Raw genomic sequence first — 20,703 nt, 5'->3', positions numbered from 1 at the left:
ACCGCCGATCAGCCCGATCAGGTCGATCGGTCGGCGGCGACGGCGGGAACCGGGACCCCGGAGGTCACTCCGGTCCCGCCCCCCTCCGCCGGAGGCCGCTGCTCGCGCAGCTCCGCGATGGCGGCCTCGAAGTCTTCGAGCGAGTCGAACGCCCGGTACACGGACGCGAAGCGCAGGTACGCGACGAGGTCGAGCTCCTGCAGCGGGCCGAGTATGGCGAGCCCGACATCGTGAGTGGTCAGTTCCGCGCTGCCGGTGGCGCGCACCGCCTCCTCGACCCGCTGGCCGAGCTGGGCGAGGGCGTCCTCGGTGACCGGCCGCCCCTGGCACGCCTTGCGCACTCCGGAGATGACCTTGGTGCGGCTGAACGGCTCGGTCACACCGGAGCGCTTGATCACCATCAGTGAGGCGGTCTCCACCGTGGTGAAACGGCGGGAGCAGTCGGGGCACTGGCGGCGGCGCCGGATGGACGTGCCGTCATCGGTGGTGCGACTGTCGACGACCCGGCTGTCGGGGTGCCTGCAGAAGGGGCAGTGCATGGTTCCCAACCCTCCTTCACAGCACGACTGAACAGCCTCGGCAGGCCCGGACCGGGCCCTTCGGCGCAGCCCCAAGCATAGGCGATCGATGCACCCCCGGCCGACCGGGGACCACAACTTCTGGGCGGCCGGGGCAATCCAACCACTAGATCTGGGGTCTGGCCGCTCATCCCGCAGATCGCGCGTGTCGCGTCGGCCGGTGGGCCGGAGACCCGGGACGAGCCTACGGGACGGCCCCGGGGCCACCGCGAGGCGGGGGTCCGGCGACCGGCGCCACCCGGGGCCACCCGGGGCGGCGCGGGGGCGGGGAGGGGGTGGGCCGGCGACGGGAAAACGTTTCAGCAGGTCAACCACCGGTCAGCCACCGCGAAGCGGCGATACCACGGAGAGTGACGAACCGTCCGTCGCGGAGTCCGGGTGCGACGAGGCCGCCACCCGGGCTCACGGCGCGCGGCCACGGCCGCGGATGCCCGGGATGACAGACTGGAAACCCCCGCCCCGCTCCACCGGGCCACGGCGGCGGCGGTTACCGTGACTGCCTGGACCGCCACCGCGACACGGCCGCGGCGGGCCGCCCCAGGGGTCGCACATACACCTAGTCACACGCACACGTAAGCCATTCCGCGATTTTTCACTCGAACGTGTGTTTGGCGCAACCTTTCGAAAGCAACTACCGTTGACCAGCTAGGGAGACCATCCGAGAGGGGCCGCCGACGTGACCACCACCGCAGACAGTGCCACCATCACCGCCCATGACCGCTCCCAGAGCCGACTCGAGCCGGTACACGCCATGAATGAAGCGACCACGACCGCGGAGGGGGCCAAGCCCGCCCGCTCCCTCCCCGGCCGACCTCCCGGCATCCGAGCGGACAGCTCGGGCCTCACCGACCGGCAGCGCCGCGTGATCGAGGTCATCCGCGACTCCGTGCAGCGCCGTGGGTACCCGCCGTCGATGCGCGAGATCGGCCAGGCGGTCGGCCTCTCCAGCACTTCCTCGGTGGCGCACCAGCTGATGGCCCTGGAGCGCAAGGGATTCCTGCGCCGGGACCCGCACCGGCCCAGGGCGTACGAGGTCCGGGGCTCCGACCAGCCCAGCACCCAGCCCACGGACACCACGGGCAAGCCCGCCGCCTCCTACGTGCCGCTGGTCGGCCGGATCGCGGCCGGCGGCCCGATCCTCGCGGAGGAGTCCGTCGAGGACGTCTTCCCGCTGCCGCGCCAGCTGGTCGGCGACGGAGAGCTGTTCGTCCTCAAGGTCGTCGGCGACTCCATGATCGAGGCGGCCATCTGCGACGGCGACTGGGTCACCGTCCGCCGCCAGCCGGTCGCGGAGAACGGCGACATCGTGGCGGCCATGCTGGACGGCGAGGCCACCGTCAAGCGCTTCAAGCGCGAGGACGGCCATGTCTGGCTGCTCCCGCACAATGCGGCCTACCAGCCGATTCCCGGCGACGAGGCGACCATCCTCGGCAAGGTCGTGGCGGTGCTGCGGCGGGTGTGAACGCCCCGCCGGTCTGGACCGGCCCCGGGACCCACTGCGCCGGTCCCGGGGCCCTGTTGTGCCCGGGGCCCCGGGGCGCCCGTGGCTGGCGGCCCGGGTCCCGGGCCCCGGGGCCCGTGATCCGTGATCCGTGATCCGTGATCCGTGACCGAGCGTGTCCGGCGGCGCCCCGTGACCCAAGGCCCCTCCCCCAGCGGGGCGGGCTTCCCCGGTGGGGCCGCCCGCCATGAAGTCAGGCGCCTGCGGCCCTGGCCGCCGCGTCGATCGCGGCGAGCGAGCGGCGCACCTGGTTGGGATCGGTGGTGTACCAGAAATCGGGCATGGACGCCCGCAGATAGCTGCCGTACCGGGCGTTCGCCAGCCGCGGGTCCAGCACCGCGACCACTCCCCGGTCGCCGGTGGCCCGCACCAGCCGGCCGGCGCCCTGCGCCATGAGCAGCGCGGCATGTGTGGCGGCGACGGCCATGAAGCCATTGCCGCCGGCCTCCTCCACCGCCTTCTGCCGGGCACTCATCAGCGGGTCGTCCGGGCGCGGGAAGGGAATGCGGTCCATCACCACGAGCTGGCAGTTGGGTCCGGGGACATCGACGCCCTGCCAGAGGGACAGCGTGCCGAAGAGGCAGGTCTCCGGGTCACCCGCGAACTTCTTGATCAGCTCACCGAGGGTGTCCTCGCCCTGGAGCAGGATCGGCTTGTCCAGCCTGCCGCGCAGTTCCTCGGCGGCGGCCTGGGCTCCCCGCATGGAGGAGAACAGACCGAGCGTACGGCCGCCGGCCGCTTCGACCAGCTCGGCGAGCTCGTCCATCATGTCGCCCCGGCTGCCCTCCCGGCCCGGGGTCGCCAGGTGCCGCGCCACGTACAGGATGCCCTGCTTGGGGTAGTCGAACGGCGAGCCGACGTCGATGCCCTTCCAGACGGGCAGGTCCTCCCCCTCGGTGCCCTCCGGGGCGAGGCCGAGCGAGGCGCCCACCCCGTTGAAGTCACCGCCCAGCTTCAGGGTCGCGGAGGTGAGGACGACCGACCGGTCGGCGAAGAGCTTCTCGCGCAGGAGGCCGGAGACGGAGAGCGGGGCGACCCGCAAGGAGGCCCCGAACCGGTCGTGGCGCTCGTACCAGACGACGTCGTACTCGGAGCCCTGGGTGATCCGCTCGGCGACGTCGTGGACGTTCTCCACGGAGGCCAGGGCCTGGCGGCGGACCGCGTCCTCGTCCTGGACCGACCGGTCGCGCGTCGCCCCCAGGGCCGAGACGACCGCACGGGCCGCGTCCCGCAGCGCCATCAGGGCGTACCGCAGGTCCTCGGGGATCTCCTCCAGGCGGCCCGGCAGCGCCAGCTCCATCAGCCGCTCGAAGCCCTCCGCGGCGGTCTGGAGCTGGTCGGCGGCCTTCTCGTCGACCAGCTTGGCGGCCCGCCGCACCGCGCGGTTGACCTGCCCCGGCGTGAGCTCGCCGGTGGCGACGCCGGTCACCCGGGAGACCAGCTCATGGGCCTCGTCGATGATCAGTACATCGTGCTGCGGCAGGACGGGGGCGCCCTCGATCGCGTCGATGGCGAGCAGGGCGTGATTGGTGACGACGACATCGGCGAGCTTGGCGCGCTCCCGCGCGGCCTCGGCGAAGCACTCCGCCCCGTACGCGCACTTCGTCGCACCGAGGCACTCCCGGGACGAGACGGACACCTGGGCCCAGGCCCGGTCGGAGACGCCGGGGGTCAGGTCGTCCCGGTCGCCGGTCTCGGTCTCGTCGGCCCAGTCGCGCATCCGCAGCAGGTCCTGGCCCAGTTTGCTGGTGGGCGCGGCCGCCTCGAACTGGTCGAAAAGGCCGTCCTCGTCGTCCTGCGGGACGCCCTCGTGGAGCCGGTGCAGGCAGAGGTAGTTCGAGCGGCCCTTGAGCATGGCGAACTCCGGGCGGCGGCGGAGCTGCGGGTGCAGTGCCTCCACCGTCCGCGGCAGGTCGCGCTCCACCAGCTGCCGCTGGAGTGCCAGGGTGGCCGTGGCCACCACGACCCGGTCCCCGTGCGCCAGGGCGGGCACCAGGTACCCGAGGGACTTGCCGGTGCCGGTGCCGGCCTGGACGAGCAGGTGGGAACCGTCGTCGACGGCCTGGGCGACGGCCTCGGCCATGGTGACCTGGCCTGGCCTTTCCACACCGCCGACGGCGGCGACGGCGGCGTGGAGGAGATCGGGGAGGGATGGCTTCGTCATAGCCCGACCAGCCTACGGGGCGGCACCGACAATCCCGTTCCGTTCACGCCAGCGGATTGGGGACGGTGCCGTGGACGGCGGCGTGCGGGCGCTGCGGGCGGTCACGGTAACCGTCCAGGTGCAACCGGTTGCGGTTGAGGCACAGCCGCTCGATGCGCGCGGTGAGCAGGTCGAAGGTCTCGAACCGGTCCTTGAGCTCCGGGAAGCGGCTCTGGTGGCGCAGGATCTCACCCCGCACGAGTGACCAGAAGTCCCGCTCCCGCACGCCGAGTTGTTCCTCGCACAGGGGCGCCAGAAAGCGGAAGACGCCGACGAACAGGCCGGCGTGGATGAACTGGGTGAGGAATCCCGGCTCCTCGGTGAGCAGGACGGCCCGTACGTCGTCGGACATCGTGTCGTGCTCGGGCAGCGGGCGCGCGCTGACGTTGACGTCGTCCACGAAGTCCTTGATCGCCAGCCGTACCGGCACGTCCCGCTCGTCGAAGACGACGATGACGTTCTCGCCGTGCGGGGAGAAGACGGTGCCGTAGCGGTAGAGGAAGTGCAGCAGGGGCGGCAGCATCGTGGCGAAGAGGCGCCGGAGCCAGGCGGTCGGGGTGAGGCCCGAGCGGGCCACCAGCTCGGCGGTGAAGGAACGGCCCCGCGGGTCGGTGTGCAGGAGGGCCGCCAGGGTGCGGGCGCGTTCGCCGGGCGGCAGTCGCAGGGGCTCGCGCCAGATCGCGCCGAGGAGCTCCTTGTACTGGTACGGGGCCTCGGGCAGGTGGTCGTAGAGCGGGTGCCGGACGGTCACGGAGGCGACTTCGCCCAGCAGTAACACGCCGCACTCGTCACGCAGGAACGGGTCGGCGTCGCGCAGGGAGTGGATCCAGGCGGTCACGGCGGGGGCGGCGATGGTCCGCTCGGTGGGCAGTCCGCGCCAGACGAGGGTGTTCAGCACGGACAGCGGCAGCTTCACGGTGTGCCGGTCGGGCCGGGTGACGTTGAGGAAGGTGCGGATGGACTGCTGCGGCAGCCGGAGGTCGCCGTCGGTGGTGAGCGGGACGACGGTGCCCTGGGCGATGGCCGGGGCGTACAGCGGCAGCAGCACCTCGTCCCACTGCCAGGGGTGGACCGGCAGCAGCAGGTACCCGGCCGGGTCGAGGCCGCGGGCCAGCAGCGTGGTGCGGAAGGACTCCCGCACGGCCGGGTCGAGCTCGCGGTCGTAGAGGTGCCGGGGGGTGGCGAGGTCGGGGACGCCCCGGTAGGCGGCGAGGTCGGTACTGACCGCGATCCAGGGCAGCCGGGCCGGCCTGCGGGCCTCGGGGGTCCACTGGGCCGCGTCACCGGCGGAGAAGCCGAGGCGCCCCTTGTTGAGGACGATCCACGGGTGGCCCGTCTGGTGGCCTTCGAGGTCGGCGTAGTCCAGCTCGGCCAGCCGCTCGGCGCTGAGCGCGGTGTGGTCGAGCCGGGTGTCGGCGGTGAGCGTGGTGGTCAGCTCGCGGATCAGGTGGCCGAGCGTCGCCCCGTCGAGTGCGAGGAGGCGGCGGGTGCGCACCAGGAAGCGCAGGGGGTCCGTGAAGGGCCTGCCGTCGCAGGCGATGGAGTCCGGGGCGACGCGCCAGCTGCCGTACGCGGTGCGGCGCGCGGTGAAGGTGAGCAGTGCCCCGTCGTCCAGGCGCATCCCGTACTGCTCACCGGTGGGAGCCCGGCCGGCGGCCGGGCCGGGGCCGGCGGCGAGGGGCCGCTCGGCGGGCGGGGCGATCCGGCGGACCGGGTCGATGATCTCCTCGTACGCGAACTCGCCGATCATCTTCGCCAGGAGGCGGCTGGAGGCCCGCGCCCAGCTCCGCGGGTTGAGTTCGGGGGGAACCGCCAGCGGCGGGGTCGTCCGGGCGGACGGCTCCGCGGAGTCGTGGCTGGCAGGGGGCTTCGGCACGGGGACTCCTCGCGGTGGGACCGATGCGGACGGAGCGACGTATGAGCAGCGACGGCCCCTTCACAGCAGGTGTCGCAGTACACGGTCGCGGATCATGAGGGCAGCGCGTTTGTCCGGCAGGTCCACTTCGGCGCAGAAGCGGAAGCCGGCCGTCAGGAAGGCCGAGACCGACGGGGTGTTGCGCAGGTCGGGTTCGGCGACGACACGTGCGCAGCGGGGCCGGTTGTCGAGTACGAGGTCGGCGACGGCGCGCAGCAGGGCACCGCCGACGCCCCGGCCCCGGTCGGCGACCCCGCCGATGAGGAGGTGGACGCCGGTGTCGTGCGGGCGGGCCGGGTAGTGGCGGGCCAGCGGGTCGAGGTCGGCCCGGTAGATCTCGAAGTAGCTCATGGGTACGCCGCCCAGGACGCCCAGGCAGGGCACGCTGCGCCCGTCTCCCCCGGTCTGGGCGCGCAGGTGGGCGGCGGTGACGGTTTCGGGCCCGGCCAGTTCCCAGAAGGCGGCGACCGCCGGGTCGTTCATCCAGCGGCTGATCAGCGCCAGGTCGCGCCGGACGCGGACCGGTACGAGCTGGAAGACGCCGAGCGGGGTGGTGGCCGGGCCCCACTCGGCGACGCCGTCCAGCAGGTCGCCGCCGGGGTCGCCGTCCTGTTCCCCGCCGAGCGGCTGGTCCGTCCCGAACGGTGCGACGAGCTCGTCGGGCAGCCGTAGCTCCACGGTGTCGTCCGTACCGGCGCCGGTGTCGGTGCCGGCCTCGGTGGGAGGCACGGGTCGCTCTCCTCTCAGCGGGGCGGATGGAACGGGCGGGTCAGGGGTGCAGGGGGTTGGTGATGGTGACGTACACGGACTGGGTGTCGACCGGGCCGACGAGTTCGTCCAGGCCGTGCAGCCTGGTGAGCAGGTTGGCCTTGCAGCGCAGGGTGCGGCTCTCCAGCAGGTGCGCGGGCAGCGGCGAGCCGAGGCGGGTGGCGGCGGTGAGGAATTCGCGGAAGGCGGCGAGCAGGAGGCGTTCGTCGGCGAGGCGCTGTGATCCGAAGGCGCCGATCAAACCGAGGACGTTGTTGATGCCGAGGTAGTAGGCGAAGCGTTCGTCGGTGACCTCGTCGGAGACGAAGGTGTCGCTGCTCGTGCCGATGCCCGGCAGCCGGCGTTCCAGTGCGGCGCGGTGGGACTCCCGGAAGTAGTAGCCCTGGTTGTCGCGGTAGCGCCCGCCCACGGGCCAGCCCTCGGGGTCGAGGAGGACCAGGGTGTTCTGCTGGTGGGCCTCCAGGGCGACCCCGGCCGTGCCGTCCAGCCAGAGCACCGGGCGCACGACGTGGTCGAGGTAGCGCAGGAACCACTCGGCGGCGACGGCTCCGGTGGGCCGGCCGGTGCGGGCGGCGAGCCGGGAGACGATGACCGCCAGGCGGGAGCGCATCCGGGTGCCGCCCGGCCACGGCCGGGGGGTGGTCAGGCCGGCCGGGCAGACGGCGTCGTCACCGAGGCGGAAGGGGTTGTGCCGGAGGATGACGTCCAGTCCGGTGACGGGCTCGCCCGCCGGGGTGTCGACGGCGAGCCACGCCGGATCGCGGACGATGTCGAAGCCGGGGTGGGCGGACTGCCACTGCTCGGCCAGCCCGGTGCGCAGCAGGCGGTGCACCTCGACGCCCCGGTGGAGCTCCTTGCGGAGGTTCTCGCGGCGGGAGTTGGTGATGCGGACGCCGAGGGAGAGCTTGAGCATCACCGGTGCGCCGGGCCGGTGGACGGTGCGGACCGAGGAGGTGGGGTGCCAGGGGTCGCCGTGCGGTCCGAGGTCGAGCAGGAGGCCGGCGGCAAGCAGCGCGGCGACGGCCGGGCGGTGCAGGACCTCGCGGGCCTGCCAGGGGTGCATGGGCAGGGCCGCGGTGTCCTTGGGCAGCCGGAGGCCGGGGGCGAGCCGGGCGAGCAGCTGCTCGGCGGGCAGCAGGCGGCCCTGCTCGGTCCACGCGGAGTCGGTGGCCAGTACGGAGCGGTCGACGGCCATCCAGTGGAGCGGGAAGGAGCCGTGCAGCTCGGGCGAGTAGAGCCGGCTCTCGGCGTCGGAGAGACCCTCGCGGCTCTTGGCGGTGGGGTGGAGCGGGTGGCCGAGCAGGAGCGACTGCTCGGCGGTGAGGAAGAGGTCGGCGTCGGGGGCGTGCGCGGGCCGCCCTCGCCGGTGGGCGATGAACTCGGCGGTGCGGCGGGCGGAGTCGGCGACGCGGCCCACCAGGTCCGTGCCTTCGCGCCGGCCGGACTCGCGGCTGAGGAGGGCGGCGACCGTCACGGCGTCGGCGGGCGGGGCGCTGTGCGGGGCCCCTTCGAGGGCGGGCGGGCCGAAGCGGTGCCACCCGGCCGGGGACCAGTGGTGGACGGGCACGAGCAGGGCCGTTCCGCTGGCGTCGAGGGGGATGCGCAGCGTGTGCCCGGCGGGGCGGGCGAGGTTGTTCTCCCGTACCCAGCAGCGCAGCAGGTTCTCGATGGTCGCGGCGTCCGCGGCGTGGTACGGGTCGGGGTGGTCGAGGTCGTCGGCGGCGGCCGGTGTGCCCGGTGCGACGGTGCCGGGGGCGCGGCCCTCGTCGTACCCCCCCGACTGCTGGCGTGGCACCGTCGTCGGCTCGGCCGTGAGGGGGCCGCGGGTCCGGTCCGGTCCTCGGTGGTGGGCGGCGGAGCGGCCGTCGGCGTCGGCTGCTTCGGGTGCGGGAGTGGGGTTCACGGCGGGGCTTTCTGGTGAGGGGTGCGGGGTCAGGAGGACGGCCCTGGGTCGTGCCGGTGGTGCGGGGCGTGACGCTCGGCGGCGGCCAGGGCGTCGGCGAAGCGGTCGAGGACGGCCACGGCCTGTTCGTCGGTGAGGGTGAGGGGCGGCAGGAGGCGTACCACCGCGGAATGGCGCCCGCCGAGTTCGACGATGAGCCCGCGGTCCAGGCACTCGCGCTGCACGGCCGCCGCGAGGGCGGGGGCGGCCGGCGGGGCGTCGCGGACGGCGGTGCCGGTGGAGGTGGCGGCGGTGCCGTCCGGGTCGACGAGCTCGACGCCGATCATCAGGCCCCGGCCGCGTACGTCACCGACGCACCGGTGGGCGGCGGCCAGCCCCTGCAGTTGCCCCAGCATCCGGGCGCCCAGGACGGCCGCCCGCTCGGGGAGCCGGTTCTCCCGTACGAACGCGAGGGTCGCCGCACCGGCCGCCATGGCGAGCTGGTTGCCGCGGAACGTGCCCGCGTGGGCGCCCGGCTGCCAGACGTCCAGCCCGGAGCGGTAGACGATCACGGCCAGGGGGAGGGAGCCGCCGATGGCCTTGGACAGCACCATCACGTCGGGCACCACACCGCTGTGCTCGACCGCCCAGAACGTTCCGGTGCGGCCGACACCGGTCTGCACCTCGTCGGCGATCAGCGGGATGGAACGGGCGGCGGTGATCTCGCGCATCCGGCGCAGCCAGCCGTCGGGGGCGGGGATGACACCCCCCTCTCCCTGCACCGGTTCGAGGATCATCCCGGCCGGGGAGGGCACCCCGCTCTTGGGGTCGTCCAGCAGCTGCTCGGTCCAGCGCGCGCCCAGTTCGGCGCCGCGCTCACCGCCGACGCCGAAGGGGCAGCGGTAGTCGTACGGGTAGGGCAGCCGGGTGACCCGTACGTCCGTGGCGCCGCCCGATGCCTCCAGCGCGCCGGCGGTCATCCCGTGGTACGCCCCGGTGAAGGCGAGCATCCCGCTGCGGCCGGTCGCCGTGCGGACCAGTTTGAGCGCGGCCTCGACCGCGTCCGTACCCGCCGGGCCGCAGAACTGGATGCGCGCGTCGTCGGCGAGCGGGCGCGGCAGGGTGGCGAACAGTTCGGTGGTGAAGGCGTCCTTGACCGGGGTGGCCAGGTCCAGGACGTGCAGCGGGGCGCCGGAGTCGATGACCTTCTTGATGGCTTCCAGCACCACCGGGTGGTTGTGCCCGAGGGCCAGGGTGCCCGCCCCGGACAGGCAGTCCAGGTACCGCCGGCCGTCCGCTCCCTCGATCGTCAGCCCCCGTGCCCGTACCGGGACGATCGGCAGGGAGCGGGCGTAGGTGCGGGCCGCCGACTCGCGCAGCGACTGGCGCCGCAGGATGCCCTCGTGCGCGGTGGGCGCGGCAGGGGGCGGCGCCGCCGGAGCTGGTTCGGTCAGGGCCACGGCTCGGGGTCCTCCCGCGGGTATCTGTGACGGACGTGCGTCACGGTCGCTGCGACGGTCGGGGCGCGCACCGGTTGGGCGGTCCGCTCCCCGGGCGAGGGGCGAGCGGACGCCGGGCCGGTGTCCCCCGTACGTACCAACGACGACGTCCGCGACGGATCACGGGCATGCAAGAAGAAGCTTGCGCGGTGGAACCGAGCCCCTGCCGAACGCCGTCCCCATCGGCACCGGCATAGTGGGGGCCGGTTCCGGTGCCGCGGTGGTGGCGGCGGAGCTGAGAAACGCTCGGTTACGAAGTCCCTGGGGGATCACGACATGCGACCCATTCGCCCGCTGCTCGCCGCAGCCTCCGTCGCCGCGGCGCTCGCGCTGACGGCCACCGCCTGCGGACCGGGCGAGGACAACGCGGGCGGAACGCCCGCGGCCTCCCCGAGCCAGGGGTCCGACGGAAAGATCCACATACCGGACGATCTGAAGGACCGGCTCAAGGAGCACGGGATCGACCTGGACAAGTGGAGGAACGGCGAGTGGAAGAACTGGGACAAGGACACATGGCTGCGTGAGGCCAAGGACTACGTCAACCCGATCATCGAGGGCCTGTGGGACCCCGACCGGATGCGGGAGGCGGAGGAGCCGGAGCGGCCGGTCGAGGACCGGGACATCTCCGGTGACGAGGCCGTCACGGACCCGACGCCCGAGCCGGTCCGGGCCACGGCGGTCGCGCCGCCGTACCACTCCGGCGCCCCGGAGGCCGGCAAGGTGCTCTTCGACGGCCCCAAGGGCTCGATGGTCTGCTCCGCCACGGTCGTCAAGGACCCGGCGAACCCGGGCAGGTCCAACCTGGTGTGGACCGCGGGCCACTGTGTGCACGCCGGCAAGAACGGCGGCTGGTACCGCAACATCGCCTTCGTCCCCTCCTACAACGACAGCGCCAGGCCCACCGCCGAGCTGCGCGGTTCCTCGCGCGAGGAGATCGCGCCGTACGGCGTGTGGTGGGGCGACTGGGCGCAGACCTCCGAGCAGTGGATCGCCGAGGGCGCCACGACCGGTGGCCAGGGCGCTCCGTACGACTTCGCGGTCATCCACGTGACCCCGGAGAAGGGCGGCAAGGGCAAGTCGCTGGAGGAGACGGTCGGTTCGGCGCTCGCGGTGGACTTCAACGCCCCGGCGACGCAGAGGATCGAGCGCGTGGAGGCGACCGGCTACCCGGCGGCGCCGCCGTTCGACGGCGAGAAGATGTTCCAGTGCGCCGACAGGCCTGGCCGCCTGTCCGTCAAGGCTGAGCAGCCGACGATGTACCGCATCGGCTGCACCATGACCGGCGGGTCCTCCGGCGGTGGCTGGGTCGCGCGGGGCAAGGACGGCAAGCCGGCGCTGGTCTCCAACACCTCCATCGGCCCGGTCAAGGCCGGCTGGCTGGCGGGCCCGCGCCTGGGCGCCGAGGCCAAGGGCGTGTACGAGGCCGTCAGCGGGAAGTTCGCGGGCCGGTAGGCCCCGGTCCGCGGGTCACTCCGCGGACCGGCCGGACACGCGGAAGGCCCGCCCCCCTCACACAGAGGGGGGCGGGCCTTCCGCCGTGTCCGGCGCGGCCGTCAGTGCGCCGCGGGCACGTACGGTGCGAGGAACGCGGCCAGCTCCTCGTGCACCCGTGCCTTGAGCAGCGTGCCCTCCGGGGTGTGCTCCTCGGAGATGACCTCGCCCTCGGCGTGCACGCGGGAGGCCAGCCCGCCCTTGGTGTACGGCACGAGTGCCTCGATCTCGACCTCCGGACGGGGCAGCTCGGCGTCGATCAGCTCGAGCAGTTCCGCGATGCCCTCGCCGGTACGCGCCGACACGGCGATGGAGTGCCGTTCGACGCGCAGCAGCCGCTGCAGTACCAGCGGGTCGGCCGCGTCCGCCTTGTTGATCACGACGATCTCGCGCACATCGGTGGCACCCACGTCGCGGATCACCTCGCGGACGGCCGCGAGCTGCTCCTCCGGGGCCGGGTGCGAGCCGTCCACCACGTGCAGGATCAGGTCGGAGTCGCCGACCTCCTCCATGGTGGAGCGGAACGCCTCGACCAGGTGGTGCGGCAGGTGCCGGACGAAGCCCACGGTGTCGGCCAGGGTGTACAGCCGGCCGCCGGGTGTCTCGGCCCGGCGCACGGTCGGGTCGAGGGTGGCGAACAGCGCGTTCTCCACCAGCACGCCCGCGCCGGTCAGCCGGTTGAGGAGGGAGGACTTGCCGGCGTTGGTGTAACCGGCGATGGCGACCGACGGCACCTTGTTGCGCCGCCGCTCCTGCCGCTTGATGTCCCGGCCGGTCTTCATCTCCGCGATCTCACGGCGCATCTTCGCCATCTTCTCGCGGATCCGCCGCCGGTCCGTCTCGATCTTGGTCTCACCGGGGCCTCGGGTGGCCATACCGCCACCGCCGCCGCCACCCATCTGCCGGGACAGCGACTGGCCCCAGCCCCGCAGCCTCGGCAGCATGTACTGCATCTGCGCGAGCGCGACCTGCGCCTTGCCCTCCCGGGACTTGGCGTGCTGGGCGAAGATGTCGAGGATCAGGGCGGTACGGTCGACCACCTTGACCTTGACGACGTCCTCGAGGTGGATGAGCTGGCCGGGGCTGAGTTCACCGTCGCAGACGACGGTGTCGGCGCCGGTCTCCAGCACGATGTCCCGCAGTTCGTTCGCCTTGCCCGAGCCGATGTAGGTGGCCGGGTCGGGCTTGTCACGTCGCTGGATCACGCCGTCGAGCACCAGCGCGCCCGCCGTCTCGGCCAGCGCCGCCAGCTCCGCGAGGGAGTTCTCCGCGTCCTGAACGGTCCCCGAGGTCCATACGCCCACCAGCACCACGCGCTCCAGGCGCAGCTGCCGGTACTCGACCTCGGTGACGTCTTCGAGCTCGGTGGAGAGGCCGGCCACACGCCGCAGCGCGGCCCGCTCGGAGCGGTCGAACTGGTCGCCGTCCCGGTCTCCGTCGATGTCGTGGCTCCAGGCGACGTCCTCTTCCATCAGGGCATCGGCCCGAAGGCTCTGGTTGCGGTTCTGGTCCGCGAAGCTCTGTGCGTCCTGGGAAGAAGATGAAGAGGAGGTCATTGGATCCTTACGCCGATGGGAATGTCCGATACGTCTGTCACAACGCGTGACTCCCCCGGATCATTCCCGGGGCGGCCCCCTGTGATGCGGGCCCGGCAGCGCCGCCGACCCGTCGATGGTCGCACGGCACCACCGGGCCCGTCACGCGGGTTTCAGTGCTCGGCCGCCGGGGCCTGTGCCTCCGCCGGGGCCTTGCTGCGCCAGTCCGGGTGGCCGGGCATCGCCGGGGTGCGCTCCCCGTACAGCCAGCCCTTGAGGAACGCGGTCAGATCGCGGCCCGCGACCTCGGAGGCGAGCCGTACGAAGTCCTCGGTGCCGGCCGTGCCGTGCGCGTGGTCGGTCACCCAGCGCCGCTCCAGCCGCTGGAAGGCGTCCTTGCCGATCTCCTGCCGCAGCGCGTACAGGACCAGGGCGCTGCCGTCGTAGACGATCGGGCGGAACAGGCTGATCTGCTGGCCGGGGGCGGGCGCCTTGGGCGTGGCCGGCGGGCCGCCGGCCGCGCGCCACCCGTCCGACGCGGTGTACGCGGCGCGCATACGGCGCTCCAGCGGCTGCTCGGCGGTCTCCTCGGCGTACATCGCCTCGTACCAGGTGGCGTGGCCCTCGTTGAGCCACAGGTCGGACCAGGTGCGCGGCGAGACGCTGTTGCCGAACCAGTGGTGGGCCAGTTCGTGCACCATCACCGAGTCGACGTACCACTTCGGCAGTGCGCTGCGGGTGAAGACCGAACGCTCGAACAGGGAGAGCGTCTGGGTCTCCAGCTCGAAACCGGTGTCGGCGTCGGCGACCAGCACGCCGTACGTCTCGAAGGGGTAGCGGCCGACCTGCCGCTCCATCCACTCCAGGTGGCCCGGGGTCTTCCTCAGCCAGGGCTCCAGCAGGTCGCGGTCGGCGACGGGCACCACGTCGCGGACGGGCAGTCCGTGCGGGCCGGTGCGGTGGACCACCGCGGAACGGCCGATGGAGACCTGCGCCAGCTCGGTGGCCATGGGTTCGCTGCCCCGGTACAGCCAGGTGCGGGTCGCGCCGGCGAGCGCCGTGGCCACCCGGCTGCCGTTGGCGACGGCGGTGAGGTCCTCGGGGGCGGTGACACGGAAGGTGAAGTACGCCTTGTCCGAGGGATGGTCGTTGCAGGGGAAGACCCGGCGGCCGGCGTCCGCCTGGTTGGCCATGACCAGCCCGTCGGCGGTGCGCACCCAGCCGCCGGAGCCCTTGGGGCCGGACGGGTCACTGGTGTGGGTGACGGAGATGCTGAGCCGCTCGCCCGCGTCGAGGGCGCGGACCGGCTCGATGACCAGGTCCTCGCCGCTCATCGCGAACTCGGCGGGGAGGCCGTTGACCTCGACCGCGCGGACGGTGCCGTGGGTGAAGTCGAGGTTGACGCGGTCGAGCGGGCCGGTGACCCGCGCGTCGATCTTGGTCAGGGCGTCCATCGGCTTGCTGTTGTCGCCCTTGTAGGTGAGGGCGATGTCGTACGCGAGGACGTCGTACCCGGGGTTGCCGAGGTGGGGGAAGAGCCGGTCCCCGATGCCGAGCGGTTCGGGTGAGGGCAGGGCGGCGGCGATCAGTCCGGCCGAGGCGGTGACCACCAGGGCGGCGCGCAGGCGGCGAGAAGTGAGGGGCATGGCCCCACCGCTACCAGCGCGCCCGGCGCGCACCGCGACGGCGCGCGCCCCGCGCACCCGAAAGGGTCGCCGGAACACCCGGCACGCGGCCGCACGGAGGCGGCCCGTCCGGCGCCGGGCGTGGCGGGCCGCCGCAAGGCGTCCGCCTCCGCGGGCGCCGGGCCCGCGCGCCCGGTCAGGGAGCCGCCGGGCGCTGGGCCGGCCGCTGGGCGCGCGTCACGTCGTACACGCCCGGCACGTCGCGCATGGCGCGCATCAGCGCGGGCAGCTCGGCCGCATCGCCGAGCCGGAGCGTGTAGGTGTGCCGGACCCGCTGCTCGCTGGGGGGCTCCACAGTCGCCGAGACGACGGCGGCACCGGCCGTGGCGATCGCCTCGGTGAGGTCGGCGAGCAGCCGGGGGCGGCCGAACGACTCGGCGACCAGGGTCACCCGGCAGGCGGACGTCTCGCCCCAGCGCACCGCGACCGGGGCCCGTCCCAGGGCCTCCATCCGGCGCACGGCCGGGCACTGCGCCCGGTGGACGGTGACGTTCCCGCCGCGCACCTCGAACCCGGTGACGGAGTCCGGCGGCACCGGTGTGCAGCAGCCGGCCAGCCGTACTTCCGCCTCCGGCAGGGCGGCCACCACGGCGTCGGCCGCCCGGCGGCGGCCGGTGCTCACCGCCGCGGACGGCGGGCGGGGGACGCTCGCCGGGACCTTCACGCCCTCCGGGTGCGCGCTGAGCCACCGGCTGATGGCGATCCGGGCGGCCGGGGTGCGGGCGTGCTCCAGCCAGTCGGGGGACGGCCCCGAGCCGGAGTCCTCCGCGAGCAGCAGTTGCACGGTGTCGCCGTCGTCGAGCACCGTCCCCAGGGGCACCAGACGTCCGTTGACCCGGGCGCCGATGCAGCCGTGCGCCTCCTCGCCGTACTGCTCGTAGGCGGCGTCCACGCAGGTCGCGCCGGCCGGCAGTGCCAGGGTCCCGCCGTCGCAGCGGAACACGGTGATCTCGCCGTCCTGGGCCAGGTCCGCGCGGAGGGAGGTCCAGAAGGTGTCCGGGTCGGGGGCGGACTGCTGCCAGTCCAGCAGCCGGGAGAGCCAGCCGGGCCGGGTGGGGTCGGCGCGCTCGCCGTCCTCGGCGGGCTCGGCGCCCTCGGGCGGGGCGGCGTAGGGGTTGCCGAGGGCGACGACGCCCGCCTCGGCGACCTTGTGCATCTGGTGCGTGCGGATGAGGACTTCGGCGACCGCCCCGTCGGGTGCGGCGACGGCCGTGTGCAGCGACTGGTACAGGTTGAACTTGGGTGCCGCGATGAAGTCCTTGAACTCGGAGATCACCGGGGTGAAGCAGGTGTGCAGCTCTCCGAGCACCCCGTAGCAGTCGGCGTCCTCGCCGACCAGGACCAGGAGCCGTCCGAAGTCGGTGCCCCGCAGTTCGCCGCGCTTGAGCCTGATGCGGTGGACGGAGACGAAGTGCCGGGGGCGGATGAGGACTTCCGCGGTGATCCCGGCGTCCCGCAGGACGGACCTGACGCCGTCGGCGATGGCGGCGAGCGCGTCCTGGGCGGTGGGGTTGGCGGCGATCAGGGCGCGGGTGTTCTCGTACTCGGCGGGGTGGAGGATGGCGAAGACCAGGTCCTCCAGCTCGGTCTTGAGCGCCTGGACGCCCAGCCGTTCGGCGAGCGGGATCAGTACGTCCCGGGTGACCCGGGCGATCCGCGCCTGTTTCTCGGGGCGCATGACGCCGAGGGTGCGCATGTTGTGCAGCCGGTCGGCGAGCTTGATGGACATGACGCGTACGTCGTTGCCGGTGGCGACGAGCATCTTGCGGAAGGTCTCGGGCTCGGCGGCGGCGCCGTAGTCGACCTTCTCCAGCTTGGTCACGCCGTCGACCAGGTAGCAGACCTCCTCGCCGAACTCCTCCCGCACCTGGTCGAGCGTCACCTCGGTGTCCTCCACGGTGTCGTGCAGGAGCGAGGCGGTCAGGGTGGTGGTCTCGGCGCCCAGTTCGGCCAGGATCAGGGTGACGGCGAGGGGGTGGGTGATGTACGGCTCGCCGCTCTTGCGGAACTGGCCCCGGTGCGAGGACTCGGCGAGCACGTAGGCCCGGCGCAGGACGGCCAGGTCGGCGTCCGGGTGGTGGGCGCGGTGGGCCTCGGCGACATGGCCGATCGCGTCGGGCAGCCGGTCCCGGGCGGTGGGACCGAGCAGCGCTGCGCGCCCGATCCTGCGGAGGTCGATCCTGGGGCGGCCGCGTCTGCGGCCGGGTGGGGCGGGGTTGGTGGCCTCTGCGCTACTCATGGGCACCTCCGGCGGCGTCGACCGGCGGTGGACGGGCAAGGCGTGCCCGCCGGGCCGGTGCTTGATGCTACCGAGCCCACCACGGAGAGCTGACCGGCTCTCGCTCAGCGTGAACCGGACCACCCGTTCGAGCGATGGCTCAGACCGACGTGGTTTCGATGTCCGTGAGCCAGGCCGGGTCGAGGTGCCCCTCGGCCACGACGACCGCGGGGCCGGTCATCTCGATCTCGCCGTCCGGGTGCTCGGTGATCACCAGTGTGCCGCCGAGGACGTCCACGGTGTACGTGACGGGGGCGCCGGTCAGCGTGGGGTCGGCGCCGTCCCGCCGGGCCGCCGCGACGGCCACCGCGCACGCGCCGGTGCCGCAGGAACGGGTCTCGGCCGCGCCTCGCTCGTGGACGCGCATGGCCAGGTGGCGGGGGCCCCGGTCGGCGGCGAACTCGATGTTGACCCCGTCCGGGTAGACCCCGGCCGGGGTGTACGCGGGCTCGGTGAACAGGTCACCGGCGTGGGCCAGGTCCTCGACGAAGGCCACGGCGTGCGGGTTGCCCATGTTCACGTTGCGGGCGGGCCAGCGGCGGTCGCCGACGCCGACGGTGACACCGTCCTCGGGGAGCCGGGCGCGGCCCATCGAGACGGTCACGTCCCCGTTCTTGGCCAGGTGGACGCGCTTGACGCCGCCCCGGGTGGCCACGGCGACATCACCGGCGGTGGCATGACCGGCCCGCTCCAGGTAGCGCGCGAAGACCCGCACGCCGTTGCCGCACATCTCGGCGACCGAGCCGTCGGCGTTGCGGTAGTCCATGAACCACTCGGCCTCGCCGGCCATCCCCCGTGCCTCGGGGTGCGCGGCGGACCGGACGACGTGCAGCAGCCCGTCGCCGCCGATGCCGGCCCGCCGGTCGCAGATCCTGGCCACGACGGAGGCGGGCAGGGCGACGGCGTTGTCCGGGTCGGGCACGATCACGAAGTCGTTCTCCGTGCCGTGTCCCTTGAGGAAGGCGAGGGGTGCGGTGGTCACGCGATCAATCGTACGGGGACGGGGCTGCGGCCGGCCCGGCGGGCCGTCAGCGCAGGCGGGCCACCCGCCACACCGCGAGTGCCACGAGCAGGGCGGCTCCGACGACGTACAGGGCGATCACCCGCCAGTCCGGGCGCTCGCCGGAGCCCCGGGAGGGCAGCCCCGGCCAGGTGTGGCCGACCCGGCGGGCGGCCATCATGCCCCAGCCGGCGGCGCACCCGCTGAGCAGCAGGCCGAGCATGGCGAGGACCGCGCCGCCGTCCCCCGACCCGAACGCGAGGGGAAAGGCGAACATCAGCGAGCCGAGGGCGGCCAGGCCCACGATGGGCGCGAGCTGCCAGATCCGCAGCCGGCGCGGCGGGCGCAGCTCGACCTCCACCTCGTCCGGGATGACCTCCTGGGTCCCGTCCTCGGCCAGCTCCGGGCCGTCCGGGCTCAGCCCGGGGGCGTCCGGCACCCGGGCCTCGCCGTGTGCCGCGTCCGGTGCTCCGTGCTGTTCTCTGTCGCGAGGGCCGGCCTCCATCGCCACGCGCCCTCCCAACTCGGCAATCCTGGTCGATCGATGCTCGATGATGGCACGGCCCCGGCCTCCGGAATGACGGGCGGGGCTTCCCGATGCCATCACGTGATCAGGCTGTAATCGCTCGTTCGACCAACGTCAGCGCCTGGCCGGGTAGTTCCGCCCGGTGCGCGGCGGCGCCGCTGAGCCAGTGCACGCGCGGGTCGCGCCGGAACCAGGAGTCCTGGCGGCGGGCGAAACGCTTGGTGGCCCGTACCGTCTCGGCGCGCGCCTCCCGCTCGGTGCACTCCCCGGCCAGCGCGGCGAGGACCTGCTGGTAGCCCAGCGCCCGGGCGGCGGTGCGGCCTTCCCGCAGCCCCCGCGCCTCCAGCGCGCGCACCTCGTCGACCAGTCCGGCCTCCCACATCCGGTCCACGCGTGCGGCGATCCGCTCGTCCAGCTCGGGGCGCTCCACGTCGACGCCGATCTGGACCGTGTCGTACACCGGGTCGGGGCCGGGGAGGTTGGCGGTGAAGGGCCGGCCGGTGATCTCGATGACTTCCAGCGCCCGGACGATCCGGCGGCCGTTGCCGGGCAGGATGGCCCGCGCGGCGGCCGGGTCGGCCTCGGCGAGGCGGGCGTGCAGGGCTCCGGGGCCGTGCTCGGCGAGCTCGCCCTCCAGCCGGGAGCGGACGGCGGGGTCGGTGCCGGGGAACTGCAGCGCGTCGACGGCCCCGCGTACGTACAGGCCGGATCCGCCGACGAGGACGGGGGTGCGGCCGGCGGCGAGCAGCCGGTCGATCTCCGCGCGGGCCAGCCGCTGGTACTCGGCCACGCTGGCCGTCTCGGTGACGTCCCAGACGTCCAGCAGGTGGTGCGGGACGCCGCCGCGTTCCTCGGGCGTCAGCTTGGCGGTACCGATGTCCATCCCACGGTACAGCTGCATGGAGTCGGCGTTGACGACTTCGCCGCCCAGCCGCTGGGCGAGGAAGACGCCCAGATCGGACTTTCCGGCCGCGGTGGGCCCGACGACGGCGATGACCCGCGGGGCGGGAGGTGCGCTTCTCACCGCCCCAGTCTCGCAAACCCCCGGGCCCGTCCCCGAACGAGTGGCGTGACGCGACACGGCTCGGGTCGTTGCCTGTTGCGAGGTTCCGACCGCCGGTTTTCGGACCGGCTCCCCCGGGCGACGCAATGGGACGCTCCGGATGGGGCGGGATTTCGCCCACACGAGTACGCTATGGAGTAGATATGGGCGTTTTTGCATGGTTTCGCCGGAAGGACAAGGAGTCGGGCGACGCCCCGGCCAGGGAAGCGGCGGGCGCCACGCTGACGGACGCCCCCGCGGACGCCCCTGAGCCGGCGGTGGAGGGCTCCACGGCGCCGTCCGGGGCGTCCGCCGCCGCGGAGGCCGCGGAGGCCGCACAGGCCCCCGAGCCGGCCCAGCAGCCGGAGGCGGCCGAGGGCGTGGAGATCCCGAAGCAGCAGTCGGCCGAGGAGGCGGCGGACAACGAGGCCGGGGAAGGCGCCCGCAAGTAGGTCCACCGCCGCGGACAACCACTGGGGATGGTGACCCATGGGCTTTCTGGATCAGCTGAAGGCCAGGCTGGGCCCTGCCAGGGAGAAGGTCTCCGGCCTCGCGCGGCAGCACGGGGACAGGATCGACCACGGGCTGGACAAGGCCGCGCGGGTGGTCGACCGGAAGACCGGGGGAAAGTACAGCGACAGGATCGAATCGGGCACGGGGAGGGCGAAGCGCGCCCTGGACCGGATCGCGCACCGGGACGACGGCGGCCCGCCGCCCACTCCCCCCGCGCCACCGGCCCCCTGACCGGGCCGGGACAGCAGGGCGGACGGCCGTGGAGCGTGACGCCCCACGCCCGTCCG

16 protein-coding genes are annotated in these 20,703 nt (G+C 73.6%); 4 read left to right on the top strand and 12 right to left on the bottom strand.

The window, feature by feature from the left end:
* Positions 1-17 precede the first annotated feature (17 nt).
* Positions 18-539 (bottom strand): transcriptional regulator NrdR, encoded by a 522-nt coding sequence (gene nrdR, locus AB0H53_RS19930; protein WP_362114720.1) that lies wholly within the window; start codon positions 537-539, stop codon positions 18-20.
* Positions 540-1,254: 715 nt separating this feature from the next.
* On the opposite strand from nrdR, the gene lexA reads away from it, so the two are divergent.
* Positions 1,255-2,040: a transcriptional repressor LexA gene (lexA, locus tag AB0H53_RS19925; RefSeq protein ID WP_362114717.1), complete on the top strand. Its 786-nt coding sequence runs from the start codon at positions 1,255-1,257 to the stop codon at positions 2,038-2,040.
* Positions 2,041-2,272: 232 nt separating this feature from the next.
* On the opposite strand, the gene AB0H53_RS19920 is transcribed toward lexA, so the two are convergent.
* From AB0H53_RS19920 to AB0H53_RS19900, 5 genes are read right to left on the bottom strand one after another with little or no spacing between them, the layout of a single operon-like run.
* Positions 2,273-4,243, bottom strand: a complete 1,971-nt coding sequence (locus tag AB0H53_RS19920; protein WP_362114714.1) for an ATP-dependent DNA helicase — start codon at positions 4,241-4,243, stop codon at positions 2,273-2,275.
* A gap of 43 nt (positions 4,244-4,286) precedes the next feature.
* Positions 4,287-6,158 carry an IucA/IucC family siderophore biosynthesis protein gene (locus tag AB0H53_RS19915; protein ID WP_362114711.1) on the bottom strand — a complete coding sequence of 624 codons (1,872 nt, stop codon included), beginning with the start codon at positions 6,156-6,158 and terminating at the stop codon, positions 4,287-4,289.
* A gap of 60 nt (positions 6,159-6,218) precedes the next feature.
* A complete protein-coding gene (locus AB0H53_RS19910; protein WP_362114708.1) occupies positions 6,219-6,926 on the bottom strand; it encodes a GNAT family N-acetyltransferase in 708 nt (235 codons plus the stop codon).
* A 40-nt stretch (positions 6,927-6,966) separates the two neighbouring features.
* A complete protein-coding gene (locus tag AB0H53_RS19905; RefSeq protein WP_362114705.1) occupies positions 6,967-8,868 on the bottom strand; it encodes an IucA/IucC family protein in 1,902 nt (633 codons plus the stop codon).
* Between the two features lie 29 nt (positions 8,869-8,897).
* A complete protein-coding gene (locus tag AB0H53_RS19900; RefSeq protein WP_362114702.1) occupies positions 8,898-10,307 on the bottom strand; it encodes a diaminobutyrate--2-oxoglutarate transaminase family protein in 1,410 nt (469 codons plus the stop codon).
* Between the two features lie 315 nt (positions 10,308-10,622).
* Here AB0H53_RS19900 and AB0H53_RS19895 point away from each other — a divergent pair, with 315 nt between their 5' ends.
* Positions 10,623-11,798, top strand: a complete 1,176-nt coding sequence (locus tag AB0H53_RS19895; RefSeq protein WP_362114699.1) for a hypothetical protein — start codon at positions 10,623-10,625, stop codon at positions 11,796-11,798.
* 101 nt (positions 11,799-11,899) lie between these two features.
* Here AB0H53_RS19895 and hflX read toward each other — a convergent pair whose 3' ends face one another.
* The 6 genes from hflX to miaA form a co-directional block, all read right to left on the bottom strand.
* A complete protein-coding gene (gene hflX / locus AB0H53_RS19890) occupies positions 11,900-13,393 on the bottom strand; it encodes a GTPase HflX (RefSeq protein WP_362114696.1) in 1,494 nt (497 codons plus the stop codon).
* Between the two features lie 152 nt (positions 13,394-13,545).
* Positions 13,546-15,018, bottom strand: a complete 1,473-nt coding sequence (locus AB0H53_RS19885) for a M1 family metallopeptidase (RefSeq protein ID WP_362114693.1) — start codon at positions 15,016-15,018, stop codon at positions 13,546-13,548.
* 175 nt (positions 15,019-15,193) lie between these two features.
* On the bottom strand, positions 15,194-17,296 hold the full coding sequence (locus AB0H53_RS19880) for an HD domain-containing protein (RefSeq protein WP_362114690.1): 2,103 nt from the start codon (positions 17,294-17,296) through the stop codon (positions 15,194-15,196).
* A gap of 139 nt (positions 17,297-17,435) precedes the next feature.
* Positions 17,436-18,317 (bottom strand): diaminopimelate epimerase, encoded by an 882-nt coding sequence (gene dapF / locus AB0H53_RS19875; protein ID WP_362114687.1) that lies wholly within the window; start codon positions 18,315-18,317, stop codon positions 17,436-17,438.
* Positions 18,318-18,363: 46 nt separating this feature from the next.
* The gene (locus AB0H53_RS19870) at positions 18,364-18,840 is read right to left on the bottom strand and encodes a hypothetical protein (RefSeq protein WP_362114898.1); all 477 of its coding nucleotides are present in this window, start codon (positions 18,838-18,840) and stop codon (positions 18,364-18,366) included.
* Between the two features lie 106 nt (positions 18,841-18,946).
* The gene (gene miaA / locus AB0H53_RS19865; RefSeq protein WP_362114684.1) at positions 18,947-19,885 is read right to left on the bottom strand and encodes a tRNA (adenosine(37)-N6)-dimethylallyltransferase MiaA; all 939 of its coding nucleotides are present in this window, start codon (positions 19,883-19,885) and stop codon (positions 18,947-18,949) included.
* A 182-nt stretch (positions 19,886-20,067) separates the two neighbouring features.
* On the opposite strand from miaA, the gene AB0H53_RS19860 reads away from it, so the two are divergent.
* Together AB0H53_RS19860 and AB0H53_RS19855 are read left to right on the top strand one after the other, a co-directional pair.
* On the top strand, positions 20,068-20,355 hold the full coding sequence (locus AB0H53_RS19860; RefSeq protein ID WP_362114681.1) for a hypothetical protein: 288 nt from the start codon (positions 20,068-20,070) through the stop codon (positions 20,353-20,355).
* 37 nt (positions 20,356-20,392) lie between these two features.
* Complete coding sequence (locus AB0H53_RS19855) at positions 20,393-20,647, top strand: antitoxin (protein WP_362114678.1); 255 nt, start codon at positions 20,393-20,395, stop codon at positions 20,645-20,647.
* Positions 20,648-20,703: the final 56 nt, after the last annotated feature.

Source organism: Streptomyces sp. NPDC050856 (assembly GCF_040653855.1).
Lineage (GTDB): Bacteria > Actinomycetota > Actinomycetes > Streptomycetales > Streptomycetaceae > Streptomyces.
Note: the sequence above shows the minus strand (reverse complement) of the source record. Positions and strands in the feature narration are given on the sequence as shown.

What these genes read in the sequence shown, in the direction of transcription:
- AB0H53_RS19895 (WP_362114699.1), top strand. Translation starts at nt 10,623, where the DNA reads ATGCGACCCATTCGCCCGCTGCTCGCCGCAGCCTCCGTCGCCGCGGCG.
- AB0H53_RS19870 (WP_362114898.1), bottom strand. Translation starts at nt 18,840, where the DNA reads ATGGAGGCCGGCCCTCGCGACAGAGAACAGCACGGAGCACCGGACGCG.
- AB0H53_RS19880 (WP_362114690.1), bottom strand. Translation starts at nt 17,296, where the DNA reads ATGAGTAGCGCAGAGGCCACCAACCCCGCCCCACCCGGCCGCAGACGC.
- AB0H53_RS19885 (WP_362114693.1), bottom strand. Translation starts at nt 15,018, where the DNA reads ATGCCCCTCACTTCTCGCCGCCTGCGCGCCGCCCTGGTGGTCACCGCC.
- AB0H53_RS19860 (WP_362114681.1), top strand. Translation starts at nt 20,068, where the DNA reads ATGGGCGTTTTTGCATGGTTTCGCCGGAAGGACAAGGAGTCGGGCGAC.
- nrdR (WP_362114720.1), bottom strand. Translation starts at nt 539, where the DNA reads ATGCACTGCCCCTTCTGCAGGCACCCCGACAGCCGGGTCGTCGACAGT.
- AB0H53_RS19920 (WP_362114714.1), bottom strand. Translation starts at nt 4,243, where the DNA reads ATGACGAAGCCATCCCTCCCCGATCTCCTCCACGCCGCCGTCGCCGCC.
- hflX (WP_362114696.1), bottom strand. Translation starts at nt 13,393, where the DNA reads ATGACCTCCTCTTCATCTTCTTCCCAGGACGCACAGAGCTTCGCGGAC.
- AB0H53_RS19855 (WP_362114678.1), top strand. Translation starts at nt 20,393, where the DNA reads ATGGGCTTTCTGGATCAGCTGAAGGCCAGGCTGGGCCCTGCCAGGGAG.